At 72.0% G+C, this 25970-nt stretch carries 13 protein-coding genes, 1 tRNA gene and 1 riboswitch; of the genes, 8 read left to right on the top strand and 6 right to left on the bottom strand.

Going from position 1 to position 25970, the window contains the following annotated elements; genetic code table 11:
- Positions 1–4: 4 nt before the first annotated feature.
- Positions 5–1528 (bottom strand): CoA-acylating methylmalonate-semialdehyde dehydrogenase, encoded by a 1524-nt coding sequence (locus tag AB0E14_RS27940; RefSeq protein ID WP_362423865.1) that lies wholly within the window; start codon positions 1526–1528, stop codon positions 5–7.
- Between the two features lie 240 nt (positions 1529–1768).
- A riboswitch (cobalamin riboswitch) is annotated at positions 1769–1962 on the bottom strand.
- Between the two features lie 141 nt (positions 1963–2103).
- Between AB0E14_RS27940 and AB0E14_RS27945 the strand changes: the two genes are divergently transcribed.
- The 3 genes from AB0E14_RS27945 to meaB are packed head-to-tail and all read left to right on the top strand — an operon-like array spanning position 2104 to position 7081.
- Complete coding sequence (locus AB0E14_RS27945) at positions 2104–3915, top strand: methylmalonyl-CoA mutase family protein (protein WP_362423868.1); 1812 nt, start codon at positions 2104–2106, stop codon at positions 3913–3915.
- Complete coding sequence (gene scpA, locus AB0E14_RS27950; RefSeq protein WP_362423871.1) at positions 3915–6089, top strand: methylmalonyl-CoA mutase; 2175 nt, start codon at positions 3915–3917, stop codon at positions 6087–6089. The genes AB0E14_RS27945 and scpA overlap by 1 nt, the downstream gene beginning before the upstream one ends.
- Positions 6086–7081 carry a methylmalonyl Co-A mutase-associated GTPase MeaB gene (gene meaB / locus AB0E14_RS27955; protein WP_362423874.1) on the top strand — a complete coding sequence of 332 codons (996 nt, stop codon included), beginning with the start codon at positions 6086–6088 and terminating at the stop codon, positions 7079–7081. The genes scpA and meaB overlap by 4 nt, the downstream gene beginning before the upstream one ends.
- A gap of 68 nt (positions 7082–7149) precedes the next feature.
- On the opposite strand, the gene AB0E14_RS27960 is transcribed toward meaB, so the two are convergent.
- Positions 7150–7956 (bottom strand): serine protease, encoded by an 807-nt coding sequence (locus tag AB0E14_RS27960; protein ID WP_362423876.1) that lies wholly within the window; start codon positions 7954–7956, stop codon positions 7150–7152.
- A 250-nt stretch (positions 7957–8206) separates the two neighbouring features.
- Between AB0E14_RS27960 and AB0E14_RS27965 the strand changes: the two genes are divergently transcribed.
- Entirely contained in the window at positions 8207–9598 is a 1392-nt protein-coding gene (locus AB0E14_RS27965) for an erythromycin esterase family protein (RefSeq protein WP_362423878.1), read from the top strand.
- Here the strand turns inward: AB0E14_RS27965 and AB0E14_RS27970 are convergent.
- Complete coding sequence (locus AB0E14_RS27970) at positions 9540–10580, bottom strand: helix-turn-helix domain-containing protein (RefSeq protein WP_362423880.1); 1041 nt, start codon at positions 10578–10580, stop codon at positions 9540–9542. The two genes, AB0E14_RS27965 and AB0E14_RS27970, sit on opposite strands and share 59 nt — an antisense overlap.
- 116 nt (positions 10581–10696) lie before the next feature.
- Here AB0E14_RS27970 and AB0E14_RS27975 point away from each other — a divergent pair, with 116 nt between their 5' ends.
- Positions 10697–11539, top strand: coding sequence for a dienelactone hydrolase family protein (locus AB0E14_RS27975; RefSeq protein WP_362423884.1), 843 nt, complete (start codon positions 10697–10699; stop codon positions 11537–11539).
- A gap of 152 nt (positions 11540–11691) precedes the next feature.
- On the opposite strand, the gene AB0E14_RS27980 is transcribed toward AB0E14_RS27975, so the two are convergent.
- Both AB0E14_RS27980 and AB0E14_RS27985 read right to left on the bottom strand, forming a co-directional pair.
- Positions 11692–12306, bottom strand: a complete 615-nt coding sequence (locus tag AB0E14_RS27980) for a hypothetical protein (RefSeq protein ID WP_362423887.1) — start codon at positions 12304–12306, stop codon at positions 11692–11694.
- Positions 12307–12332: 26 nt separating this feature from the next.
- Positions 12333–23063, bottom strand: a complete 10731-nt coding sequence (locus tag AB0E14_RS27985) for a LamG-like jellyroll fold domain-containing protein (protein WP_362423891.1) — start codon at positions 23061–23063, stop codon at positions 12333–12335.
- A gap of 143 nt (positions 23064–23206) precedes the next feature.
- On the opposite strand from AB0E14_RS27985, the gene AB0E14_RS27990 reads away from it, so the two are divergent.
- A complete protein-coding gene (locus tag AB0E14_RS27990; protein WP_362423894.1) occupies positions 23207–23908 on the top strand; it encodes a TetR/AcrR family transcriptional regulator C-terminal domain-containing protein in 702 nt (233 codons plus the stop codon).
- Positions 23909–24141: 233 nt separating this feature from the next.
- Here AB0E14_RS27990 and AB0E14_RS27995 read toward each other — a convergent pair.
- A tRNA-Pro gene (locus AB0E14_RS27995) sits at positions 24142–24215 on the bottom strand.
- Between the two features lie 126 nt (positions 24216–24341).
- Here AB0E14_RS27995 and AB0E14_RS28000 point away from each other — a divergent pair.
- On the top strand, positions 24342–25028 hold the full coding sequence (locus tag AB0E14_RS28000) for a transketolase (protein ID WP_362423898.1): 687 nt from the start codon (positions 24342–24344) through the stop codon (positions 25026–25028).
- Between the two features lie 43 nt (positions 25029–25071).
- Positions 25072–25965, top strand: coding sequence for a transketolase (locus AB0E14_RS28005; protein ID WP_362423901.1), 894 nt, complete (start codon positions 25072–25074; stop codon positions 25963–25965).
- Positions 25966–25970: the final 5 nt, after the last annotated feature.

The following is a 25970-nucleotide window of genomic DNA, read 5'->3' on the forward strand; positions in this document are numbered from 1 at the left end:
CCGGTCAGCCCATCGTGGGGATCGTGAAGCTCGCGCCCTCGCGGAGCCCGGCCGGCCAACGGGAGGTCACGGTCTTGGTGCGGGTGTAGAAGCGGATGGCGTCGGGCCCGTGCTGGTTGAGGTCGCCGAAGCCGGACCGCTTCCAGCCGCCGAAGGTGTGGTACGCCACCGGCACCGGGATCGGTACGTTGACGCCGACCATGCCGGTGTCGACGCGGCGGGTGAAATCGCGGGCCGTGTCGCCGTCCCGGGTGAAGATCGCCACACCGTTGCCGTAGAGGTGCTCGCTGGGCAGCCGCAGGGCCTCCTCGTAGTCGGCGGCGCGGACCACGCAGAGCACGGGGCCGAAGATCTCCTCCTGGTAGACGCGCATGTCGGGGGTGACCCGGTCGAAGAGGGAGGCCCCGGCGAAGAACCCGCCCTCGTGCCCGGGGAGGGCGAAGTCCCGTCCGTCGACGACGAGTTCGGCGCCCTCCTCGACGCCGATACCGACGTACGTTCGAACCCGGTCGACGGCGTCCGGGCCGACCAGCGGTCCGAAGTCGGCGTCCGGGTCGTCGCTGCGCCCGATCCTCAACGTGCCGATGCGCTCCTTCAGCCGGGCGACCAGCGCGTCGGCGGTCTCCTCGCCGACGGGGACGGCGACCGAGACGGCCATGCACCGCTCGCCGGCCGAGCCGTACCCGGCGCCGATGAGGGCGTCCACCGCCTGGTCGAGGTCGGCGTCCGGCATCACGATCATGTGGTTCTTGGCCCCGCCGAAGCACTGGGCGCGCTTGCCGTGGGCGGCGGCGGTGGCATAGACGTGGGCGGCGACCGGGGTGGAGCCGACGAAGCCGAGGGCGGCGACGCGAGGGTCGTCGAGGAGGGTGTCGACCGACTCCCTGCCGCCGTTGACGACGTTGAGGACGCCGGGCGGAAGCCCCGCCTCCAGGAAGAGCTCGGCGAGCCTCAGCGGTACGGACGGGTCACGCTCGGACGGCTTGAGGATGAAGGCGTTTCCGCAGGCCAGGGCGGGTGCTGCCTTCCAGAGCGGGATCATCGCGGGGAAGTTGAACGGGGTGATGCCGGCGACGACACCGAGCGGGGCGCGCAGCGAGTGGACGTCGATGCCGGTGCCGGCGTTGTCGGTGAACTCGCCCTTGAGCAGGTGCGGGATCCCGGCGGCGAACTCCACGACCTCCAGGCCGCGCTGGAGGTCGCCGTGGGCGTCGGCGACGGTCTTGCCGTGCTCGGAGGAGAGCAGCCGGGCCAGGCCGTCCCTCTCCTGCTCGACCAGCTGGAGGAAGCGCAGCAGGACCCGGGCGCGGCGCTGCGGGTTCCAGGCGGCCCAGTCGCGCTGCGCCCGGGCGGCGTCGGCGATGGCGGCCTCGGTCTCGGCCCGGTTCGCGAGGGGCACGCGGGCCTGGACCTCCCCGGTGTTGGGGTCGTACACGTCGCCGTAGGCCCCCGAGGTTCCCGGGGTGTGCCTGCCGCCGATGAAGTGGGTCAACTCGCGGACGGGGGTGGTGTCTTGTGCGCGGACCATGAGTGCCTGCTCTCGTCAGGTGATCCGGATGGCGCGCCGGTGCGCCGCCGGGACCGCACATGCCGAGGGGCATGCCGCGGGAGGCGGTGGGCAGGGCGCGAGAGCGCGAATGGCGGGGTGCCGTCAGGTCCTGACGGTGGTGGGGTGGGGTACTCCTCGACGGGCGGGGGCCCGTCGGGCGGGTCCGCAGGGAGTGTGCGGGCGCACCGATGCCATGCGTGTCAGCTCCATCCTCGTGGACAACACGGAACATCCCGCGGCCGGTATCCTGACTCCCGGATCAGCGCGCACCGTCCGCCTTCCCGACGTCTCTCACGTCAGTGGCGTGCTGCTCGACGGCGTACTCCCCGGTCACAGTGGCGGGACCGCGCCGGAATCGCACCGGCTTCCCTGCACCGCGGGCCTTCGTCGCGACTATATAGTTGGACGTCCTAGTAAATCCACCCCCGACCGGGTGATCCCGTCGCGTCCTTCGTAGAGGGGAATCGGGTGCGGCTTCAAGAGCTGCCGGGAGAGGGCAAGGTCACAGCCGTGCACACTGCAGCCATTTGAGCGAGCTGTCCTAACATCCGAGCATGACAGTCCTTCCCGACGACGGGCTCGCCCTCGCCGCCGAATTCCCCGACGCGTCCCGTGAGCAGTGGCAGCACCTGGTAGCCGGCGTGCTGCGCAAGTCGGGCAAGGACGTGGAGGGCCCGGCGGCCGAGGACGCCCTGTCCACCGCCCTGGAGGACGCGCTCCGCGTCCGTCCCCTCTACGCCGCCGAGGACACCGCACCCGAGTCCGGTCTGCCCGGCTTCGCGCCGTTCGTCCGGTCCGGCCGCGCCGAGGGGAACACCGTCGGCGGCTGGGACGTCCGCCAGCGGCACACCACCGCCGACGCCCCCACGGTCCTCGCCGACCTGGAGAACGGCGTCACCTCGCTCTGGCTGGTCGTCGGCGAGGGCGGCATCCCGCTCGGGAGCCTCGGGCGGACGCTCGACGGTGTCTACCTCGACCTCGCGCCCGTCGTCCTCGACGCCGGGCAGGACGTACAGGAGGCGGCGCGCGAGCTGTTCGCGCTGTACGAGGAGCGGGGCGTCGCCCCGGAGGCGGCGCGCGGCAACCTGGGCGCCGACCCCCTCGGCCTGGAGGCCCGCACGGGCCGGTCCCACGACGTCTCCCCCGCCCTCGGGCTCGCGCGGCGCTGCGCCGAGGAGTACCCGGGCCTGCGGGCACTGACCGTGGACGCGTTGCCGTACCACGAAGCCGGCGGCTCGGCCGCGCAGGAACTCGGCTGCGCGCTCGCGACCGGCGTCAGTTACCTGCGGCAGCTCACGGAGGCCGGGCTCACCGTCGAACAGGCCCTCGGTCAGCTGGAGTTCCGGTTCGCCGCCACCGCCGACCAGTTCCTCACCATCGCCAAGTTCCGCGCCGCGCGCAGGCTCTGGGCCCGGGTGGCCGAGGTCAGCGGGGCGAGCGGCGCGGGCGCGCAGCGGCAGCACGCGGTGACGTCCCCGGTGATGATGTCCCGGCGCGACCCCTGGGTGAACATGCTCCGCACCACCGTGGCCACGCTGGCCGCGGGCGTGGGCGGCGCGGAGTCGGTCACCGTGCTGCCGTTCGACCACGCGCTCGGCCTGCCGGACGCGTTCGCCCGCCGTATCGCCCGCAACACCTCGACCATCCTCGTCGAGGAGTCGCACCTCGCCCGGGTCATCGACCCGGCCGGCGGCTCCTGGTACGTGGAGCGGCTGACCGACGAACTCGCCCACGCGGGCTGGGAGTTCTTCCGCACCATCGAGAGCGCGGGCGGCCAGGCCGCCGCGCTGCGCTCGGGAATGATCGGGGACCGGCTCGCCGAGACCTGGGCGGCCCGCAGCGCGAAGCTCGCCAAGCGGCGCGAACCCGTCACCGGCGTCAGCGAGTTCCCGAACCTCGCCGAGAACCCCGTCGTCCGAGAACCCGCGCCCGAGCCGCCGTCCGGCGGGCTCCCCCGGGTCCGGCGCGACGACGCGTTCGAGGCGCTGCGCGCCCGTTCCGACGCGCACCTCGCCGCGACCGGAGCCCGGCCGCGGATCTACCTCGCCACGCTCGGCCCCGCCGCCGCGCACACGGCACGGGCCACCTTCGCCGCCAATCTCTTCCAGGCGGGCGGCATCGAGGCCGTCACGGAGGGCACCTTCGAGGAGAGCGGCGCGAGCGAGGTCTGCCTCTGCTCCAGCGACGCGCTCTACGAGGAGCAGGCGGAGGACCGCGCGCGCGAGCTGCGGGCCGAGGGCGCGGGGCATGTGTTCCTCGCGGGCCGGCCCGCCGCGTACGCGGGTGTCGACAGCTATGTCTTCGCGGGTTGCGACGCGGTCGCCGTGCTCGCCACCACTCTTGACCGGATGGGAGTTGTGTCCTGATGTCCGTCCCCGACTTCTCCGGGATCGAGCTGGGTACCCCGGCCGCCGACGGCAGCGCCGACGAATGGCGCACCGCCGTGAAGAAGGCCGCCGGCGGTGACGACCTGCTCTGGGAGACCCCGGAGGGCATCGCGGTCAAGCCGCTGTACACCGGGCAGGACCTGGAGGGCCTCGACTTCCTCGGTACGTACCCGGGCATGGCGCCGTACCTGCGGGGCCCCTACCCGACGATGTACGTCAACCAGCCCTGGACGATCCGTCAGTACGCGGGCTTCTCCACGGCCGAGGAGTCGAACGCCTTCTACCGGCGCAACCTGGCGGCAGGCCAGAAGGGCCTCTCGGTCGCCTTCGACCTGCCCACCCACCGCGGCTACGACAGCGACCACCCTCGGGTGACCGGTGACGTCGGCATGGCGGGCGTGGCGATCGACTCGATCTACGACATGCGCCAGCTCTTCGACGGCATCCCACTGGACCGGATGACCGTGTCGATGACGATGAACGGCGCGGTGCTGCCCGTGCTCGCGCTGTACATCGTCGCCGCGGAGGAGCAGGGCGTACCGCCCGAGAAGCTGGCCGGGACCATCCAGAACGACATCCTCAAGGAGTTCATGGTCCGCAACACCTACATCTATCCGCCGAAGCCGTCGATGCGGATCATCTCCGACATCTTCGCCTTCACCTCGCAGCGGATGCCCCGCTACAACTCGATCTCCATCTCCGGCTACCACATCCAGGAGGCCGGCGCGACGGCCGACCTGGAACTGGCGTACACCCTCGCCGACGGCGTCGAGTACATCCGGGCGGGACGCGAAGCGGGCCTGGACGTCGACGCGTTCGCGCCCCGGCTCTCCTTCTTCTGGGCCATCGGCATGAACTTCTTCATGGAGATCGCCAAGATGCGGGCGGCCCGGTTGCTCTGGGCCAAGCTGGTCAAGCAGTTCGACCCGCAGAACGCCAAGTCGCTCTCCCTGCGCACCCATTCGCAGACCTCGGGCTGGTCGCTCACGGCCCAGGACGTCTTCAACAACGTCACGCGCACCTGCGTCGAGGCGATGGCCGCCACCCAGGGCCACACCCAGTCGCTGCACACCAACGCCCTCGACGAGGCGCTCGCGCTGCCCACCGACTTCTCGGCGCGGATCGCCCGCAACACCCAGCTGCTCATCCAGCAGGAGTCCGGCACCACCCGGGTCATCGACCCGTGGGGCGGCAGCGCGTACGTGGAGAAGCTGACGTACGACCTGGCGCGCCGCGCCTGGAAGCACATCCAGGAGGTCGAGCGGGCGGGCGGCATGGCGCAGGCCATCGACGCCGGCATTCCCAAGCTGCGCGTCGAGGAGGCCGCTGCCCGCACCCAGGCGCGCATCGACTCCGGGCGCCAGCCGGTGATCGGCGTCAACAAGTACCGGGTGGACTCGGACGAGCAGATCGACGTGCTCAAGGTCGACAACTCCTCCGTGCGCGCCCAGCAGATCGCCAAGCTGCGGCGGCTGCGCGAGGAGCGGGACGAGACCGCCTGCCGGGACGCCCTGGAGGCGCTCACCCGGGCCGCGGGCGGCGAGGGCAACCTCCTCGAGCTGGCCGTACGGGCGGCGCGCGCCAAGGCGACGGTCGGTGAGATCTCCGACGCCCTGGAGAAGGTGTACGGACGGCACGCGAGCCAGATCCGTACGATCTCCGGTGTGTACCGCACCGAGGCCGGACAGTCCCCGTCCGTCGAACGCACCCGCACCCTGGTCGACGCCTTCGCCGAGGCCGAGGGCCGCCGACCGCGCATCCTGGTCGCCAAGATGGGCCAGGACGGCCACGACCGCGGCCAGAAGGTGATCGCCACCGCCTTCGCCGACCTGGGCTTCGACGTGGACGTCGGCCCGCTGTTCCAGACCCCGGCCGAGGTCGCGCGGCAGGCCGTCGAGGCCGACGTGCACATCGTCGGGGTGTCCTCGCTGGCCGCGGGCCACCTCACGCTCGTACCGGCGCTGCGCGAGGAGCTGGCGGCGGAGGGCCGCGAGGACATCATGATCGTGGTCGGCGGGGTGATCCCGCCGCAGGACGTGCCGACCCTCCTGGAGATGGGCGCGGCGGCCGTCTTCCCGCCCGGCACGGTCATCCCGGACGCGGCCCACGACCTGGTACGGCGACTGTCGGACGGCCTCGGGCACGAGCTGTGATCGCCCTCGACGCGTACGTCAAGGGCGTGCTCGACGGGAAGCGGGCCGTCGTGGCGCGCGCGATCACGCTCGTCGAGTCCACCCGTCCCCAGCACCGGGCGCTGGCGCAGCAGTTGCTGACGGAGCTGCTGCCGCACAGCGGCCGGGCGCGGCGGATCGGGATCAGCGGTGTGCCGGGCGTCGGCAAGTCGACGTTCATCGACGCCTTCGGCACCCTGCTGACGGGCCTGGGCCATCGGGTCGCGGTCCTCGCCGTCGACCCGTCGTCGAGCCGGACCGGCGGCTCGATCCTCGGCGACAAGACGCGGATGGAGCGCCTCGCCGTGGATCCGGCGGCCTTCGTCCGGCCCTCGCCCACGGCGGGGACGCTGGGCGGGGTCGCCAAGGCGACGCGCGAGTCCATCATCGTGATGGAGGCCGCGGGCTACGACGTGGTCCTCGTCGAGACCGTCGGCGTGGGCCAGTCGGAGACGACGGTGGCCGAGATGGTCGACTCCTTCCTGCTGCTCACCCTGGCCCGCACGGGCGACCAGCTCCAGGGCATCAAGAAGGGCGTCCTGGAGCTGGCGGACGTGATCGCGGTCAACAAGGCGGACGGGCCGCACGAGCGCGACGCCCGGGCCGCCGCCCGCGAACTGTCGGGCGCCCTGCGGCTGATGCACGGCGCGGACGCCGCGTGGACGCCGCCGGTCCTGCACTGCAGCGCCCGCGAGTCGACGGGGCTCGACACGGTCTGGGAACGCCTGGAACAGCACCGCACCCTCCTCGACTCCACGGGCAGGCTCGCCGCCCGGCGCAGGGACCAGCAGGTCGACTGGACCTGGACGATGGTCCGCGACGAGCTGCTCGGCCGCCTGCACGCCCACCCCGCCGTACGCGCCCTGACCCCCGACGTCGAACGCCGGCTCAGGGAGGGCACGTTGACGGCGACCACGGCCGCGGAGCGCCTGCTGCGGGCGTTCGAGGAACCGCCGGAGCGGACCGGGTCCTGACCGCCGCGGCCGGTGCCCGGGAGTAGGCTCCCGGGCACCGGCGCGTTCCATCCGCCCCCCGTCCGGGGTCAGGCGTCGTGCCTGATGATCTTCCGGATCCAGTGCGCGTAGGCGGGCACGTCGGTGTAGAGCCCCGGTCCGGCCGAGCAGGCGGGTCCTGGGGCGCCGGGGCCCGAGGTGGCCCCGATCAGTTCCCACCGCCCGTGCCGGCCCCGCTGGAGTTGCGGCCCTCCGGAGTCCCCGAAGCAGGCCATGGCCCGGGGCACCCGGCTGATCGTGCACAGCCGGGTCCGGTCGGCGTAGCCGGGGGCGCACTCGCCGGCGGTGCCCCTGCGGGTCTCCAGCTCCTGCAGCCGCTCCGCGAAGTTCAGTTCGGTGTCGGAGGTGGTGCCGAACCCCAGGATCCGGGTCGGCGTGCCGGGCCGCCCGGCCCGCTCCGCGATGCGGACGGGCTGCTCGGTGACGGGACGGTCGAGGCGGACCAGAGCGATGTCGTCCTTGTTGGCGGCCTTGCCGTCGCCGTTCACATAGCCGGGGTGGACGACGATCCGGTCGATGGCCCGGACGGTCCCCCCGGACTTCCTCCGCTCGCTGCCGATCCGGACGATCCCGTCCAGCTCGAGCCCGTCGCCCCGCACGCAGTGGGCTGCCGTGAGCACCCACTCCGCTTCGATCAGCGACGCACCGCAGGAGCCGTCGTACAGTCCGTGCTTCGGCGCCGACTCCGGGATCACCGCCATGAACGGGTAACGCTCGGTGGAATCCGTCCCGTTGACGATGGCTCCGGCGCTTCCGGTCATCAGGGTGGCGCAGGTCGCGACGGCGAGCGCGCCGACGGCGGCGGTCCGGGCGGCACGGCGGCCGACTGACGTCATGCTGAACACAGGGGTCCTTTCCTCGTGGATCCGGCTTCGTCCGGGTGGGTCCGTCCACCCTGCGTCGTTCAAGATCCACCGGACCATCCGGGTAGCGGCCCGGATGGGGTGGGGGTATCCCCCTGCACCGCACCCGGGGTGGCCCGTGGACGAAGTCGGTGGGGCGCCCCAGCGCGGTGCGCGCCCCCGGCGGACGAAGATCACTTCACCGGCGCGGGAAGGCGCGCGCCGCACGCAAGGAGTGATCAGCATGCAGCAGAACGGGAAGACGGTCGGCCGACGCGAGGTGCTCGCCCTCACGGGGGCCTTCGCCGCCACGACCCTGGCCACCCCGATCGCCTCGGCCACACCCCGCGCAGCGGCCGCGCCCAGGGACGCCGCCGCAGCGGCCGCGCCCGGGGACGCCGTCGTCGTACGGTCCCTGGAACGGGCCGCGTACCCGCTGCGTTCCACGGAGCCCGGCGGCCGGAGTACGGATCTCCGGGCGCTGAGCGGCATGGTCGGGAGGGCGAAGGTGGTGGGCCTCGGCGAGGCCACGCACGGTTCGCACGAGTTCTTCGCCATGAAGGAACGTGTCTTCCGACACCTCGTGGAGGAGCGGGGGTTCACGACCTTCGCGCTGGAGATGAGCTGGTCGGCGGGGCTCAGGATCGACGAGTACGTCCAGGGCGGCCCCGGCGACGCGCGGCGGGTCGCGGAGGAGACGCTGGCCGGATCCCCGTGGGAGCGTGAGGAGTTCGTCAGTCTGATCGACTGGATGCGCGCGCACAACGACAACCGTCCAGGACACCAGGTCCACTTCATGGGGGACGACCTCGGAGCGCCGAAGCTCGGCGACCACATCTTCGAGCGCGTCCTCTCCTCGGTCCGCCGGAGCCGGCCCGAGGCGCTGCCCCGGCTCACCGAGCTGTACGCCGAACTGCGCCCCCTCGACGACTTCTTCGCCCACCTGCGCGAGCCGCTCGCGCGACGCCAGGAGGCCGCCGCGCGCGCCCAGACGGCGCTCGACCTGGTGACCGGGCACCCGGGAGGCGTCGACCACGCGTGGGCGGTGCAGCACGCCCGGAACATCGCGCAGACCTTCGCCTTCGCCACCGTCGACCTCTCCGACCCGGCCTCGGTCACCGCCGCCGAGCGCCTGCGGGACCGGGCCATGGCCGACAACGTGCTGTGGTGGCATCGCCTGACCGGCCACCGGATGCTGCTGTCGGCGCACAACGGTCACATCGGCTATCTCTCCACGCACCCGGACATGTACCCGAAGACCCAGGGCGCCGTCCTGCGCGACCGTCTCGGTCGCGACTACGCCGCGGTCGGCTTCAGCTTCGCGGGCGGCTCGTTCCTCACCAAGGACACGTCCCTCGACGGCGCCTGGAAGCCGGTCACCGTCCCGGCGGCCCGCCCCGGCATGAACGAGCACACCCTGGACCGGGTCGGCCACCGGGACTTCTACCTGGACCTGCGCACCGCACCGGCCACGGCCCGCGCCTGGCTCGACCGGGCCCGTCCGGTCTACGACGCCGGCTCCACCTTCACCCCCGACCCTCTGCCCGCACTGGCCCTCGGCCGTGCCTACGACGTCCTCATCCACCTGCACCGGGTCCGGACGGCCGACCCGTTGGAGGTCCACCACGGCGGGTGAACCCCCGGTCCACGCGGCGGAAGGCGGCCCGGTAGGCGCTCGGGCGGTGGCCGGTGTGGCGGGCGAACAGCACGGAGAAGGTGCCGGGGTCCTGGTAGCCGACGGCCGCGGCGACAGCGGAGACCGTACGGTCCGTGGTCTCCAGGAGGTGGCGGGCGCGCCGGATCCGGGAGTCCTGCAGATGGGCCAGGGGGCTGCGTCCGGTCTCCGCGGTGAAACGCCGGAGCAGGGTCCGCGTGCTGACCCGGAAGGTGTCGGCGAGCGCGGTGAGGTCGTACCGCTCGGCGAGGTTCTGGTCGAGCCGTCGCATCACACGCTGGGAGAACGCTCCGCCGGGCTGTGGCAGGAGCCGGGGGTCGACGTACGGGCTCTGGGAGGTCCGCGCGTCGTCGACGAGCGCGACCCGCGCCGTGGCCCGGGCCACCCGGCCGCCGCTGTGCCGGCGGATCAGGTCCAGGGCGAAGTCGTACATCGCGCTGAAGGCGGCCGTGGTGGTCACACCCGTGTCGGTGAGGACCAGGCGCTCCGGGCGCACGTCGGCCCGCGGGCAGCGCCGCGCCAGTTCGTCGGCGTACAGCCAGGAGGTGGTGGCCCGGCGGCCGTCGAGCAGCCCGGCCTCGGCGAGCAGGAACGCGCCCACGCACAGGGAGACGACGGCCGTCGTGGCGGCCCGTGCGCGGATCAACGCGATCTCGGGGGCGAGCTCGGCGAGGCGTGCGTCGAGGTCTGCGTCCGGGCCCAGTTCGAAGCCGGGGACGACGAGGACGTCGACCTCGCGCGGCGGACGCACGTCGAGACCGACGCCGCCGGAGGCGTTGACCCGGCGCCGGGGAGAGACGATCGACACCTCGTAGCCGGGCGCGTCGGGTCCCGCGACGTGCGCGGCCATCGTCAACAGGTCGGGCACGCCGAAGACTTCGGAGGCGAAGCAGCCCGGGTAGGCGAGGACGCCGACCCGCAGCCCACCCGACTCCCCCGCCACCGTCCGCGCCCCTCCATCACCGTCACGCACCGCTCGTCGTCCGGTGGCGAGATTACCCCCGAACCTGGCGATCCCGCCCCTCAACGGGCGGCCGCACCGAGGTCCACGCTGTCCCCATGACCGACGATCCGATCACCGATCTCACTCGCCGGAGCATGACAGTGGAGGGGGTGGAGAAGACGGTGTACGTGGCCGGGGACGGGCCCGCGGTCGTGGTGCTGCCCGAGATGCCGGGCATCAGCCCCGACGTCCTCCGGCTCGCCCGCTGGGTACGGGACGCCGGCTTCACCGTCCACGTACCGTCCCTCTTCGGCACCGACGGCGCCCACCCGACGGTCGAGGAGGGCAGGGAGGTCGTCCGTCGCGCCTGCGTCAGCGCGGAGTTCCGTGCCTTCGCCGGTGGCGGCACCAGCCCGGTGACGCGGTGGCTGCGCGGCCTCGCCCGCCAGGCCCACGCCGCCTGCGGCGGGCCCGGGGTCGGCGCGATCGGCCTCTGCTTCACCGGCAACTTCGCCCTCACCATGGCCCTGGAGCCGGCGGTGATCGCCCCCGTGGTCAACCATCCGTCGCTCCCGCTCGACGACCCCGGCGGCCTCGAACTCGACGCGGCGGACGCGCGCGCGGTACGTGACCGGCTGACCCGCGACGGCCTCACCGTCCTCGCGTACCGCTTCGCGGGCGACCGCTGGTGCACGGCCCGCCGCTTCGCCGCCTACCGCGCGCTCCTCGGCGACGCCTTCGACGGCCGCGTCCTCCCGGACAGCGCCGCGAACCCGACCCCACCGCCCTTCTTCGCCGACCTGGTCGGCACCCCCCACAGCGTCGTCACCGCCCACCTGGTCGACGAGACGGGCCACCCCACGCTCGCCGCCCGCGACGAGATCCTGACGTTCCTCACCGAACGCCTACTGCCGCCAGTCCTACCGGGCTCGCCCTCGTCCGCCGACGGCCCCTCGTAGCCGCAGCGGCCGGGTGCGCTGTCGGATTCGACGTGGGGCGAGCGGGCGAAGTCCGGCCGCTGACGGTCCCGGGAGCACAACGCGGCGTGCCGCCCCTCGGAGAGGAGCGGCACGCCGCGTGGCCTGGAGAGCCGCTTGGTCAGAGGCGTCGGTCAGACGCCGTAGGTGAATTCATTCCCGTGGAACGGATTGACCTCCCCCGTCCAAGGATCGATGCCGCTGTCGTAGAGCCGCTGCTCCTCCCGGTTGTGGAGGAACTTGGCCGCTCCGGCCATGCCCCATGCGCCCAGGTCACCGATGGGGCAGACGTCGAACTCCGCGCGCAGGATTCCGAGCAGGAATTCCACCATTCCGCACTCGAACACGCACCACCCGTCGTCCGAGTTGTAGACGGCGACCGGCCAGCTGTCCGGATCGTCACCTGCCGCAACCCAGCACAGCGTATCCGCCGCAACGGTGTCGCCCCAGATGAGCACGTCCTCCAGACGATGCGCGCCGAGGCCCTCCGACGCGTCCGACATCGCGTCCAGTCGCGCCGGATCGAGCCTGGTCACGGCCGTGTAGGGCCGTACCGGACCCGCCACCGACGGCAATCTCACCGAGATCGTCTCCTGGACGGTTCCCCGTCCATAACGCGCGACGAATTCCATGTAATCGCGCGGAAACCGGCTGCCGTACGCGTGCTCGACGCTGTCCCAGTCGACGACGTCGCCCGCGTGGAGACCGGGAGGCAGGGCCGACTGCAACTGCTCGCTCAACTCGCTCATTTCTTCCTCTGACTGCCGATCGGTCACTAGTCGCCCGGCCCGAACGGAACGGGGCCCCGAATTCGTGGATCAGTGACGCGGCCGATGTTCCGCCATTTCCTGTCGTTCAGGCTGAACATCTCGTTCTCTATGGTCACGTCGAACGAGACTCCCGGGCTGCCGTCGCGGTGGTAGCCGGTGGCCTGCATCCGGTAGGTGGTCGGCACGGTCCGCGGACCCTCGTAGTGGGGCGTGACGCGGTAGTGGACCACTTGCCCCTCCTTCTTCACGGCCTTCGACACCCGACCTTCATAGGTTTCCATGTGAACCGGTTTGCCGGGATCTCCGGGAGCATTGGGGGCCGCGTTGGCCGCGCGTGAGCACGTGGACAGGTTCCGAAGGTCCCTTCCGCTTCCGCCGAGAGTCTTCGCCAGGAGGTGGCAGGCATTGCGCCACATGTGTGTGCTGTCGCGGTTACCGAGGACCTTCGCATAGCGATAGGCCCACTTATAGCCGGGCGGCCTCACACTGGGGTCCGTCTCCGAGCCGGGGTGTGCCTCGATCCACTCCTTGGTGAGGCAGGCCTCGATACCCGTGGCACGCGACCCCTGGGCGGTGTCCAGGTCACCGAGTTCGCGCCACCCCTCGCCGTTCCGACGGCAGTCCCTCGAATCGTCCTGATCCGTGTCGGTGGCGGGTCGGCCGTCCATGGGATCGGTCACCGCGGGGGCGAACACGGCCACGGCTGCGGCGTCCAGCAGGGCCTGGGCCGTGATGGTCGCGGCGATCGGCTGGGAGGCGGACAGGGTGGTCGCCGTGCCGGCGGCCGTGTCCCAGGCGATCCGGGGCAGGTGCGTCGGGGCGATCGGCGGGTTCTTGCCTCGATTGACGTTCTGCGGCACGGCCGGTTTCGGCGGCTTGGTGGAACGCACCGGCGTCCGTGTGCCACCGCCACCGCCACCCCCGTGGGCCGTGCTCCGGCCCCCGCCGTAGCCACTGCCGTGGGAGTACGAGCCGGGCCGGTAGTTCCGGGCGAAGTTCCCGAAGGAGTTCCAGGAGCCGCTGAACCCCTTCCGGAAGCCGCGGGTGAACGAGTACCCGGACGGCGGCCCGCTCGGTGCGGGCGACGGCTTGCTGATCTCGCCGCGGCCCCGGGCGCAGCGAGCCCGCTCCCACGCGTTGGCGTTGCAGGAGGCCCCGACATCACCGATGCTGTCGTGGCCGGCGACATAGGCCTCGAAGAACGTGCACCTGACCGGCCCGGATGCCTTCCTGAGCCACCAGCTCAACTTGAGCCTCGGGCGCGGGTCGAAGCAGTCCAGGACGGAGTGGCCCGTCGGGTCGATCCCGTTCATCGGACTCGCGTTGGCGTACGTGTAGCGGTTCGCCTGGACCGAGGGGTCCGGGTCGAGCTGCCAGGTGTCGCGGCTGGTGAACCCACCGGTGCCCGGCTGGTACCAGCGGGCGGCCATGTTCACCTCGCCGGTGGACGCGTCCGTCCAGCCCGACTGGTAGCCGAGCGACGGGTTCGCGCCCGCCGAAGCGGTGACGTTGCCGAAAGAGTCGTACGCCCGCGAGGACGTGACGGACGTGCCGTCCGCGGACAGGCTCGCGATCACATCGGTGTGCCGGTCGGTGACGGCCAGCCGTGCCGAGTCCGCGGACCCGGTGACGGCGCTGGCGAGCAGCGACCCGCCGGGGGCCCGACTGTACGTGGACGTGCCGTCCCGGACCAGGTCGTTGGAGGCCCCGTCGTAGCTGAAGGAGTTCTCGCCACCGGTCATGACCCGGTCGAGGGAGTCGTACGTGAAGGTGCTCGTCCCGTTGCCGACCGTCCGCTCGAAGGCGTCCGAACTGACGCTGCGGGAGGGTCCGTTGGTGTCGGTGACGCCCTGAAGTGTGCCGCGTGCGGAATAGTCGAAGGTCTGGGTCCCCCAGGTCTGGACCCGGTTGCGGGAGTCGTAGGTGGCGGTGATGTCACCCTTCTTGGTCAGGTTGCCGGCCTTGTCCCACGTGAACGCGGTGGTGGCGCCGCCGGCCGTCTCGGAGGTCATGCGGCCTGCGAGGTCGTAGCCGTAGGTCCGTTCCCCTGCGCCCGCCGTACCGGTGGTGGTCTTCCTGACCATCCGGTTGTCGAGGTCGTAGGCGTAGGACGTGCCCTGGACTGCGGCGCCCGTGCCGGTGTTCTTGAGGCTGTCGTCCGCGAGCCGGCCCAGAGCGTCGTACGTGTAGGAGCGCTTCGAACCGACCGACCAGGTCCCGTCGGCCGCCGGACGTGCGTACTCCTGGGCGGTCGGGCGACCGGCCGCGTCGTACTCGCTGCGCACCCGGGTGCCGGTGAGCGGGTCGGTGGTGGTGTCGAGGCGGCCGCCCGCGTCGTACGTGAAGGCCGTGGTGCCCGCCACGTCCGTGCGGGAGGTCATCCGGCCGTCCGCGTCGTACGCGTACGAGGAGCTGCCGCCCGGACCCTCGCTGGACAGCAGCTGGCCGCGGTCGTTGTAGGCGTACGTGTTGCCCGCCAGGATTCCGTCGCCGCCCGCGCCCGTCATCCGGCCGGCCAGGTCGTACGAGAGCGAGCGGGGCCTGGTCGCCGCGGCGGTGCCGGATCCGGTCTCACCGGTCAGCCGATCCAGCTCGTCGTACGTCCGCTTGCGCTTGACGTTGCCGGGGAGCAGCTCGGTGACGACCCGGCCGGCCGCGTCGTAGACATTCGTCCACGTACGGTTGGCCGGCGAAGAGTGCTGCGCCGTGCTCGGCTCGATCGTGGACTCGGGCAGACCCCACACGTTGAACGTGTAGTACGTGACCTTGCCGCGGCCGTCGGTGAGGCGCGTGCGGTTGCCGGCCGCGTCGTAACCGAAGGTCGTCGTGATCGAGTCGGTCGCGGTGACCGGCTCGACCTGCTTCGTCGTGCGGCCGAGGGCGTCGTACGTGTAGGTGCGGCGCGCACCGGTGGCGGAGACCGACGCAGTGACGTTTCCGTCGGCGTCGTACTCGGTCGTGGAGGTGCGCAGCGCGGTCGTGCCCGTGCCGTAGTCCGTCACCGAGACCGGGCTGCCGGCGAGGTCGTACGCGGTGACGGTCCTGCGGCCGGTCGCGTCCTTCCCCTCGGTCTGCCGTCCGAGTCCGTCGTAGACGGAACTGCTGACGCCGCCGGCCGGGTCGGTGACCGTCAGGGTCTGACCGGCCTTGTCGTAGGTCGCGGTGGTCACGCGCCCGCCCGGGGTGGTCGAGGCGACCTGGTTGCCCGCGTCGTCCCAGGTGAAGCGGGAGACGAGGTTCTGCGGAGTGGGCTTGCGCTCGACGGTCGTGCCGCTGAGCTTGCGGCCCAGTTCGTCATAGGTGGACTCGGTGCGTGCTCCTGTCGGGTCGGTCACGGAGAGCGGCAGACCGGTCGGGGTCCAGGTGTAGGTGAAGACCCCGCCGCCGGACAGGGCCGTGGCGGTGCCGTCCAGCGAGGCGGTGCGCGAAGCCTGGAGGCCCTGCGCGCCGCCGGTGACCGCCGGATCCGTGGCACGGACCAGGTGGCCCAACTGGTCGTACTGGTAGGAGCGGGTACGGCCCAGCGGGTCGGTCGTGGAGGCCACGTTGCCCAGCTGGTCGTACGTGGTCCGGGTCACGGCCGTGATCGGCGCGCTCGCACCCGGCGGGGTGTAGTCGGGCAGCGTGACCGCCACCGCGCGCCCCAGCTTGTCGGTCTCCGTACGGGACACCAGGCCGCGTGTGTCCCGCGCCTCGGTGGCCTCGCCGAAGGTGTTGTAGCCGACCAGGGTCCGGGGGGTGACGGCGGCCGCCGCCCCGCCGTTCTCCTCGGCCTGGACGGGCGGCGCCGTCGTCTCGACCAGCCGGCCGAGGACGTCGTACCGCGCGGTGCCGGTGTTGCCCCGCGGGGTGACCTGGGTCAGCGGGAGGCCCCGCTGGTCGAACGTGCCCGAGGTGACACGGGTGGTGGTTCCGTCGGTGAGGGTCTCCTTCGTCGGGTTGCCTGCCGCGTCGTACTCGGTCGTGGAGGTCAGCCGGCGGCCCGAGGCATCGACCGACTGGGTCGACTCGGTCACCCGGTCGTCCGCGTCGTAGGCGGCGGTCGTGACCCGGTTCAGGCCGTTCGGGTCGAACACCGAGCGGGTGACCCGGCCGGTGGCGTCGACGGTGCTGACCGTCGTGCGGCCGCCGCTCGCGGTCTGCGAGACGGCGTTGCCCGCCCCGTCGTACACGGTCGACCCGAGGACGACGTCCTTCTTCGAACCGTCGGACTGGGTGACCTGCTTCGCCGTGCTGGAAGCCGTCAGACCGTCGTCGTAGTAGGTGTAGGCGGTCGTCGCGCCCATCGCGTCCGTCGTCGCGGCCAGCCGGCCCGCCGGGTCGTACGCGTGCGAGACCAGGACGAGGTCGCGGGTCTCCCCCGAGGGGTCGCCCGTCCAGTCCTTCAGTACCGACTCGGCGAGCCGGCCGCGCTTGGTGAACGCGTGCGTGACGACGTTGCCCGCCGGGTCCGACTCGCGGACCACCCGGCCCAGCGCGTCGTGTACGAACGCCGACTCGTTGCCGGCCGCGTCCGTGACGCCATCGTTGAGGCCGAGCGTGTTGTAGCGGTAGGTCGTCGTACGGGTGGCGTCGCCGCCCGTGGTGTCTTCCGTCGACTCGCTGAGCAGCAGACCGTCCGCGTCGTACGTGCGGGAGATCCGCGCCGTGTGCGTGACTCCGGTGATCTCGTTCTTCACGCCGGGGCCGGTCTCGGAGGAGATCCGGGACCGCGTGTCGTAGGCGTACGAGGTCGTGACGCCGTTCGGGTGCGCGTCGGAGATCTGGGTCTCGGTCAGCTTCCGGCCGATGCCGTCGTACGTGTACGTGGTGGCGTGACCGGAGGGCGCGGTGGTACGAGCCAGGTCGCCGTTGGCGTAGTACGCGTAGGAGACGGTGGCGCCGCCGGCGCTCCGGGCGGTCGCCACCAGGCCGGACGGTGTGCTGCCGCCGCCGACGGCCGGTTCGCTGCCGTCGGTGTACGCGGTCCGGCTGGTGCGGCCGTCGGCGAGGGTGACGGTGTCGGTCAGACCGAGTGGCGTGTAGGTGGTAGTGGTGCGGTAGCGGTTGTCGGCGGGGCCGCTGGAACGGGCGTCGCGCACCTCGGTCGGCTTCCCGTTGCGGAGGTCGAGCGGGTCGGCTGCGTTGTGGTGGTACGCGATGAACGAGGTCCAGCAGGAGTCGGCGTCACGGCAGGTGGTGCTGGAGACGGCATTGCCGCGCTCGTCGTGGCCCGTGGTGGTGGTGTGCCCGTTGGGGTCGGTGACGGTACGGAGGAAGCCCCCGGTGTCGTAGCCGTAGGTGGTCAGACCGCCGTCGGCATCGGTCGTGGCGGTGCGGCGCCGGCCGCGGATCTCGTCGTACGTGTTGGCGGTCTTCGCTCCGGTGGGGTCGGTGACCGTGATGGTCGAGGACAGGGTGGAGCCGGCGGCGAACGCGCGGGCCTTGTACTGGTCGGCGACCTGCTCGGCGGTCAGGGCGTGCCGGTAGACCGCGGCCTCGTCCAGCTCTCCGGTGAAGTGGCTGATGTCGCCAGGAGAGGAGGGCCAGCTCTTGGCGAAGCCTGCACCCAGGTAGGTGCGGCTGTTGGACTGGTGGTTGACGGGTGCGCCGGTCTTCGTGGCGACCTGGGCACCGTCCAGGTAGAGGGTCTGGGTCCCGGACTTCGCCGTGATGACGGCATGGTGCCATTCGTTGTCCGTCACCGTGGCGGCGGACGCGTTGGAGGCGCCGATGGCTCCGCTGGAGTAGTACTCGCCGTGGAGCTTCCCGTCGACGCCGACGTACAGCACGGGTGTCCAGGAGCCGGTGACGGCCGTGGCCCCGGCGATCGGCGCCGACTGGTCGGAGACCAGGACGCCGGGCTTGCCGGTGCGGAACCAGATGCCCACCGAGACGTCCCCGCTCGTGGTGGTGAGGGCGGGGAGTTCAGCGTGGCCGTCGCCGTCGAAACGGACGGCGGATCCGTCGCCAGGGCCGAAGGCGCCGGTGCTGCCGAGCACGGCCTTGGTGTACGTGCCGTGGCCCGCGTTGGCGGCGACTCGGCTGGTGACGGTGGTGCCGGCGGTCTCGTCCAGGCTCCAGTAGCCGGCCGGCGAGGCACCAGTGACCGCGCCGCGGTACTGGTCGCCGCTGCCGGAGGTCAGACGGGTCCGCGCCTTGTAGTGGTCGGCGACCGAGGCGGCGGTCAACTCCTTGCTGTACAGGGCCGCTTCGTCGAGCTGCCCGCTGAAGTACCGGGTGCCCGCGGGCCGTCCGTCCCAGTCGGGGTTCGCGTAGCCGGCGCCGAGGTAGGCCTGCGCGACCGTCTGAGCCTTGATCGCTCCCGGCAGGCTGCCGACCTTCGCGCCGTCGAGGTACAGCGTCTGGCCGGCGGGCCCGCCGGTGAGGGCGGCGTGATGCCACTTGTTGTCGGTGACGGCCGCCGGGGTGACGACGGCGGTGCCCTTGACGCCGTTCCACAGCTTTCCGCGGAGCTTGCCGGCCCCGTCGATGAGGAGGCTGGGGTTCCAGGCGGTGGGGGTGGCGCCGAGCTCGGCGTTCTGCAGGCCGGTCAGGACGCCGTCGGCCTTGTCGGTGCGGAACCACAGCTCGACGGTGAGCGCGGTGTCGCCGGCGAGGGGCTCGGCGGGGAAGTCGACGGCGCCGGTGGTGCCGTCGAGGGTGATGGCGGCGTCGTCCCCGTCGAGGAAGGCGCCGGTCTGGCCGAGGGTCACGCCGTCGCGGTAGGCGCCGTTGCCTCCGCTGGACACCTCGTCGGCCGCCGCGACACCGCTGGTGTCGCCCAGCCGCCAGTAGCTGACCGGCCCGGAGCCGAGCACGGCGTCCGCGTAGGCCTGCGAGCCGGCGGCGTACGTGGGCGCGGACACCGACCAGGTGCCGCCCCGGGCGTCGGTGACCTGCGTGGTGCGCTCGGAGTCGGTGTCGTAGACCACCTGGTCCCCGGTGCGGCCGGAGGGCAGGGTGACCCTGCTCAGCTTGGCCGTGCCGGTGCGTGCCGCGTGGTGGGCGCGGACGGTCGCCGGATCGAGGGCCCGCTGGTAGACGGCCACGTCGTCCATGAGGCCGGTGAAGTGCCGTACGCCCTCGGGGCTGATGCCGTCCCAGTTGGCCTTGGAGTAGCCGGCGCCGAGGTACGTGTACGTCTTGTCGAAGTGGTGCACTGGACCGGAACGGGTGCCGACCGCCGTGCCGTCGAGGTACAGGGTCTGGCTGGTGCCGGTGCTGGCGAGGACCGCGTGGTGCCAGGCGTCGTCGGTGACGGTGTCCGTCGAGCCGAGCGGGGCGAACCAGCCGTCGGACTGCTCGAAGGCGCCGCGCAGCCGGCCCGCGCCGTCCACGGCGAGGACCGGGTTGTAGTACCCGGGCTTCGTGTCCTCCAAGGCCTTGTTCTGGAAGCCGACGAGAACACCCGGCTTGGTGGTCTTGAACCACAACTCCACGGACAGCACGGTGGAGCCGGACAGCGTCGTGTCGGGCAGCTCCACGTGCGAGTCGGTGCCGTCGAACGAGGCCGCCTTGTTCCCGGTGCCGGCCGGCGCCCCGGCCGCGCCGAGGGTCACGTCGCGGTAGCGGGCGGCGTTGCGGCCGGTACGGGAGACGGCCTGGCTGGCCGCGTTCTCGCCGTCGGTCTCGTCGAGCCGCCAGAAGGACGTCGGGTTGGCGTCCAGGACCAGGCTGCGGGCATGCGAGCCCGCCGTGTACCCGTACTCCGTGCACCGGGTCGTGGAGGCCGGCGGGCAGACCTTGGTCAGCAGGTCGCCGGTGTAGCTGTATGTCCAGGTCAGCGCGGGGGCCAGCGGGCCGACGGCATCGGTGGACGCGGCGGCCACGTGCTCGCCCTCCCAGGTGAAGGACAGGGAGCGCCCGGAGGTGACGTCGGTGGCCCTGGTGAGCCTGCCCGCGGTGTAGGTGAGCTCCTGCTCGCGGCTGTGCCCGTCCTTGACCCGGGTCAGGCGCCCGGAGGCGTCGAAGGTGTAGAGGGCCGCGGAGGCGTCCCGCAGCGTCCAGCCGCCCCCGGTCGCGGAGGTGAGGACGCCCAGCGAGCCGGAGGGGGCGCTGTAGCTGCCGTCGGTGTTGCGGCCGAAGCGGATCTGGGCGCCGTCACCGCTGGTGACGACCACGCTGCCGTCGCCCTCGGCCGCGGCGCGCATGTCCCACCGGGTGGCCCAGCCCGCGCCGAAGACGTTGGTGGTCCGCGGGTCCTGGGAGTTGTACGTACGGGTGACCGCGAGTTCGGGGCCGATCGTGGGGACGGCGGCGTCGGTGGCCGCCGTGACGTAGTTGCCTGCGCGCTCGCCGAAGCTGCGGCCGCTGTCCGAGCCGCCCAGGTGGGAGGTGATCGCGGGCTGCGGGACCTGGGTCGTCAGCAGTGCCGGTCCGGGCCGGGCGGACCGGTCCTTGCCGTCGTGGGCGTACGCGTACCAGGCGTACGTCTTGAACCAGCTGAGCCAGCCCGAGGGCACGGTCCAGGACTGCGAGGGGCCCGGTGTGGAGCTGCGGCAGTTCTTGCGCGCGTCCTTGCCTTCGACCTCGCATATCTCGAACTGGTGGGTGAGCGCGCCGGGATGGCGGTCCTTGTCCGCCGCGGAGGCCCAAAGCGTCGGCGTCAGGGTGTCGGTGACGGTTCCGCTGGGCGGCGCCGCACCGGTGAGGTACGGCGGAATGTTGACGGCCTCGAACCTCATCGCCGCACCGGGGACGCCGTCCGCGGCGAAGCTGGTGACGCCGTAGTCGTCCATCGTCCACACCAGCGTGTACGTGGCCGGCGCGAGCGGTGCGATCTTGGCGTCCAGAGTCACGGACGAGCCGGGCGGAACGTCCTCGGGCATCGGCGTCCACCGGATCCTGCCCCAGTCGCCGATGAGCTTGCCCGCGCTGTCGTACAGGTCGTAGCGCAGCTTGATGTTGCCGTCCTTGGGCCAGGTCTGCTGGCCCCGGTTGGTGACGGTGACCTTGAACGTGCCCTCGGAGGTGGCCGTCATCGGGGTGACGAAGCTGCCGAGCTGATACGTGGCGCCGTACTTCGACCAGGTGATGTCGAGGCTGGGCTTGCCGTTCGGGTAGTCGTCGGAGCCGAACTGCTTCCAGCTCTTGGAGTCCGTGGCGGATGCCTTGACGGCGAGGCCGTAGTGCGGCTTACGCCCGTGGGTCCAGTCGTCGACGAGCTGCCGGCCGGCCGCGCCGAGAGAGACCGCCTCCCAGGCGGCCGGCCCGCACGGGTAGCCGGTGGAGCCCTCCGGGCGCCAGCCGTGGGCGAAGGACTTCGAACCGAGCGCCGGTCCGGTGGACGGCCCCGGCCAGGAGGACGTGGTGCTCTCCGACCAGTTCGAGGTGATCTGGTGGACGGTGACCGGGCGGGCCGTGCACGAGTACGACCAGGTGTTGTAGAGCGCGAGCTTCGCGTCGATCACCCAGGCGTTCTTCAGGGAGCCGGTGTTCAGCCCGTTGAAGCGCAGGAACGAAGCCGCCTTGTGGCCGCCGCCGTCATAGGTGCCGGCCTTCAGGAGGGTGTCGGTGGAGAAGTTGGTGGTGTACGGGTGCTGGACGTACGTGCCGGACGCCGCCTGCACACCGGTGACCGACGGGTCCACCCGGACGGGGAAGACGCGTTCGGGCGCCCTGAGCCACTTGTCGTCGAGGGTGACGACGAGGATCTGGCGACCGGCCTCCTCGGCGAGCCCGTACCTGACCCCGTCCGAGACGACGCCCTGGTTCGCGCCGGGCTGCCGCTTCGCGTCTTCCATCCAGCCCGCGGGCATCCGGGCCCGCTCCTTGCCCTGCGCGTCGATGAACGCGACGCCGCCGTGGCCGTCGAGCCGCGCCGTCAGGCCCTGGAGGTCGAGCGGGAAGCGCCACCGCGTCGGAGCGTCCGCGGCCCTGAGGACCAGGGTCTCCTTCGCGCCGGTGTCGCCTGCAGCCAACTCCAGGTCGGCGGACGGGCGGATGCCGGCGTAGGTGACGGTGTTGCCCTCGGCACGGCCCCTGGTGTGCGCCGCACCCTCGACTCCGTACCCCACGGCCGTCCGGTCACCCGTGCCGATACGCACCAGGGTCCGGGCGTCCGCGTGTTCGGCGAAGCGGACTTCACGGGTGGTGGAGCGGGTCTGCCAACCGGCGGCGGAGCCCGGGACGGCCGCGGTGTCGCGGGCGGCCTTGGCGGATCCGGCGCTCAGGCCGGTCTTGGCGTCGGCGCCGGTCTTCGGGGCGGCGCCCCCTGCAACCGAGGGCTGCGCGACGAGCCGGTTGTCGATCGGGGTCCAGGATCCGTTGGGCGTCCGGTGGTTGACAGGCTCGTTGTAGAAGCGGGTGGTGAAGGTGCCGTCGGGGTTGCTGAACGTGCGGGCGTTCTCCCGCCGCTCGCCGGCCACCTCGACGCTCGCCTCGGCGTCGAAGCCGGGCGCGGTCCTGCCGCCCTCGGCGGGCCGGGGCGGCGTGGTCCGGGAGAAGGGGACCGACGCCGGCGGCTTGGGTTCGCCCGGCAGTCGGACCGCTGCGGTCCCGGCATCGGCGGGCAGTTCGCCGGGGGCGGTCAGCGGACGCTTGCGGCCCCCCGGCGCGAGGGAGTCGGTGGTATCCCCCGACGCGTGGTGGGCACGGCCGCGGGCAGAACCCCAGTCCTGGTGGGGAAGCGGCCCAGGGCCGGGTCTCGCCTGTGCGGCTGCCCAGCGGCCGAAGGCCTGCGCGGGGTATTCGATGCCCGCGAGAACAGCCAGGCAAAAGGCGAGTAAGAGAACAAGAGTACGCGTGCTGCGCATGCTGACGCCCCCCAGACAGGTGATCAAGTCGGTCCGGGCGCAAGGTAGTCGAGTTCCTTAACTAAGTTCAATGGCCTCTTGAACTTTGTGCAGGAACTCACCGAACTTTCTTCGGACCCATGGATCTGCCGTAGGGTCACGACATGGCCCGGGTAGCACTGACCATGGAGCGGATCACGGCGACAGCCATCGAGCTGCTCGACGACGAGGGACTCGACGGCCTCAACATGCGCGCCCTGGGGAAGCGGCTGGACGTTGCGGCGACCGCCGTCTACTGGCACGTAAGGAACAAGGACGACCTCGTCCGCGTGGTCGGTGACGAAGTGTGGGCCGAAGTGGCCCTGCCCGACCTGGACGCCCCCCCCTGGCGAACCGCCGCCAAGGAGATGGCCTTCAGCCTGCACGGCATGCTCGGCCGGCACCCCTGGCTGGTGCAGGCCTTCGGCTCACACCTCTTCTACGGTGACCGCAAGGCCCGCCATGACGCGCACCTCCTCGCCCTCTACGAGAAGGCGGGGTTCACCAGTGCCGCGGCGGACCGCGCCTCGGCGACCGTGTTCACCTTCGTCCTGGGCAATGTCCTGGGAGCCTCGGCCGCCACGACGCTGACCCGGCGCCTGACCCGGCAGGGCCGGGACCCCGAGAAGGAGATCGGGGAGTTCATGGAGCAGGCGACCCTGGTCGCCTCGCGGTACCCCGAACTGCGCAGCCGGCTGAAGACGCCGGGCGCGGAGTTCGCCGAGGCTCCGGAGCGGACCTTCGAGTACGGCCTGGACTCGCTGTTCGACGCCTTCGAGGCCCAACTCGACACAGAGCGAAGCGGTGCGGACCCCACAGCGAGCTGAAACAGGCCCCGCGAAGGTCGGCACCAAGATGGCGCAGCGATCTTCAGCTGCTTGCCCGACCGGCTGACCCGCAGCCGCGCGAAGCGACACGGCGCCGCCGCGACGACGGCCACCGCGGGCGTCCCGCCGACCGTCCGCCCCGACGGCATCGCTGCGACCATCCGCGCCCAGACACACGAAAAGCCGCCCTCCCATGGATGAGAGAACGGCCTCCGACCTGCGTTTCCGCACAGTCGGGACGACAGGATTTGAACCTGCGACCCCTTGACCCCCAGTCAAGTGCGCTACCAAGCTGCGCCACGTCCCGGTGCCCGTCTGACCTGGGGTTTCCCCCGGCCGAACGCGCATGAGAACAATACCGCACTTCCGTGGGTGGTCACGAACCGCTTTAAGGGTTGACCTCAAGCGAGCTTGAGGTTGCACCGTGGGTGGCATGACGAACACGGACATCGACCGGCTCCACGGCCTCATGGGCCTGATGACCGGCGACGAGAAGCACTCGCCCGCCGCCACCTCCACCCTCGACGCGCTCTGGGTGCTCTACGACCGGGTGCTGCGGGTGTCGCCCGAGACCGTGGAGGCGGCGGACCGGGACCGGTTCCTGCTGTCGAAGGGGCACGGGCCCATGGCGTACTACGCCGTCCTCGCCGCCCAGGGCTTCTTCCCCGAGGAGCTGCTCACGGGCTTCGGCTCGTACGACTCGCCCCTCGGGCACCATCCCGACCGGACCCTCGTGCCCGGTGCCGAGATCGGCAGCGGGTCGCTGGGGCACGGACTGCCGCTCGCCGTCGGGAGCGCGCTCGGGCTGCGGGCGCGCGGGGTCCCCGAGGCGCGGGTGTGGGTGCTCATCGGGGACGCGGAGCTGGACGAGGGCAGCAACCACGAGGCCATCGCGTACGCCGGGTCCGTGGGACTCGAGCGGCTGCACACGCTCGTGATCGACAACGGCTCGGCCACCCACGGCTGGCCCGGCGGGATCGCCTCGCGGTTCGAGGCCGCCGGCTGGTCCGCCGAGACCGTCGACGGGCGGGACCACGAGGCGCTGTACGCCGCGTACACCGCACCCCACCCCGGGCGCCCGCGCGCCGTCGTCGCCCGCGTCGAGCCCAAGAACGCCTGATCAGCCGTCCGAGACCACGAGACCCACTGAAGGAGACCCTTCCATGGACACGATGCGTGACCGTTTCATCGCGACCACCGGCCGCCTGCTCGACGAGGACCCGCGGCTCGCGGTCGTCCTCGCCGAGATCAGCATGGACGGATTCCGGGAGGCCGAGCGGCGCCATCCGGACCGGGTGATCAATGTCGGGATCCGCGAGCAGCTGCTGATCGGCGCGGGCGGCGGGCTCGCGCTCGCCGGGATGCGGCCGGTGCTGCACACGTTCGCGAGCTTCCTGGTCGAGCGGCCCTTCGAGCAGATCAAGCTGGACTTCGGGCACCAGGGTGTGGGCGGTGTGCTGGTGAGCGCGGGCGCCTCCTACGACTGGCCGGCAGGCGGGCTGACGCATATGGCGCCCGGCGACGTGGCCCTGCTCGACACCCTCGACGGCTGGGCGATCCACGTCCCCGGCCACCCGGACGAGGCGGAGGCCCTCGTGCGGCAGGCGGCCGCGGGCGACGGCCTCGACTACGTCCGGCTCTCCGTCCAGTCCAACAGCGCCGCCCGTCCCGTCTCCCCCGGTTTCAGCACGGTCCGCGAGGGGCGCGCGGGCGTGGTCGTCGCGGTCGGGCCGCTGCTCGACAACGTGCTCGCCGCGACCGAGGGCCTCGACGTGACGGTCCTCTACACCACCACCGTGCGACCCTTCGACGCCGAAGGCCTGCGCCGGGCGGTCGACGGAGCGCGGCCGGACGTCGTCCTGGTGGAGCCGTACCTGGCCGGCACGTCGACCGCCGCCGCGGGCGACGCCCTCGCCGCGGTCCCGCACCGGGTCCTCGGGCTCGGTGTCGCCCGCCGGGAGCTGCGCCGCTACGGCACCCTCGACGAGCACGTCGCGGGGCAGGGCCTCGATCCGGCCGGGCTGCGCGAGCGCGTCTCGGCCTTTCTCGGCCTCTGAGCGAG

This window comes from Streptomyces sp. NPDC047981, assembly GCF_040653315.1.
Lineage (GTDB): Bacteria > Actinomycetota > Actinomycetes > Streptomycetales > Streptomycetaceae > Streptomyces.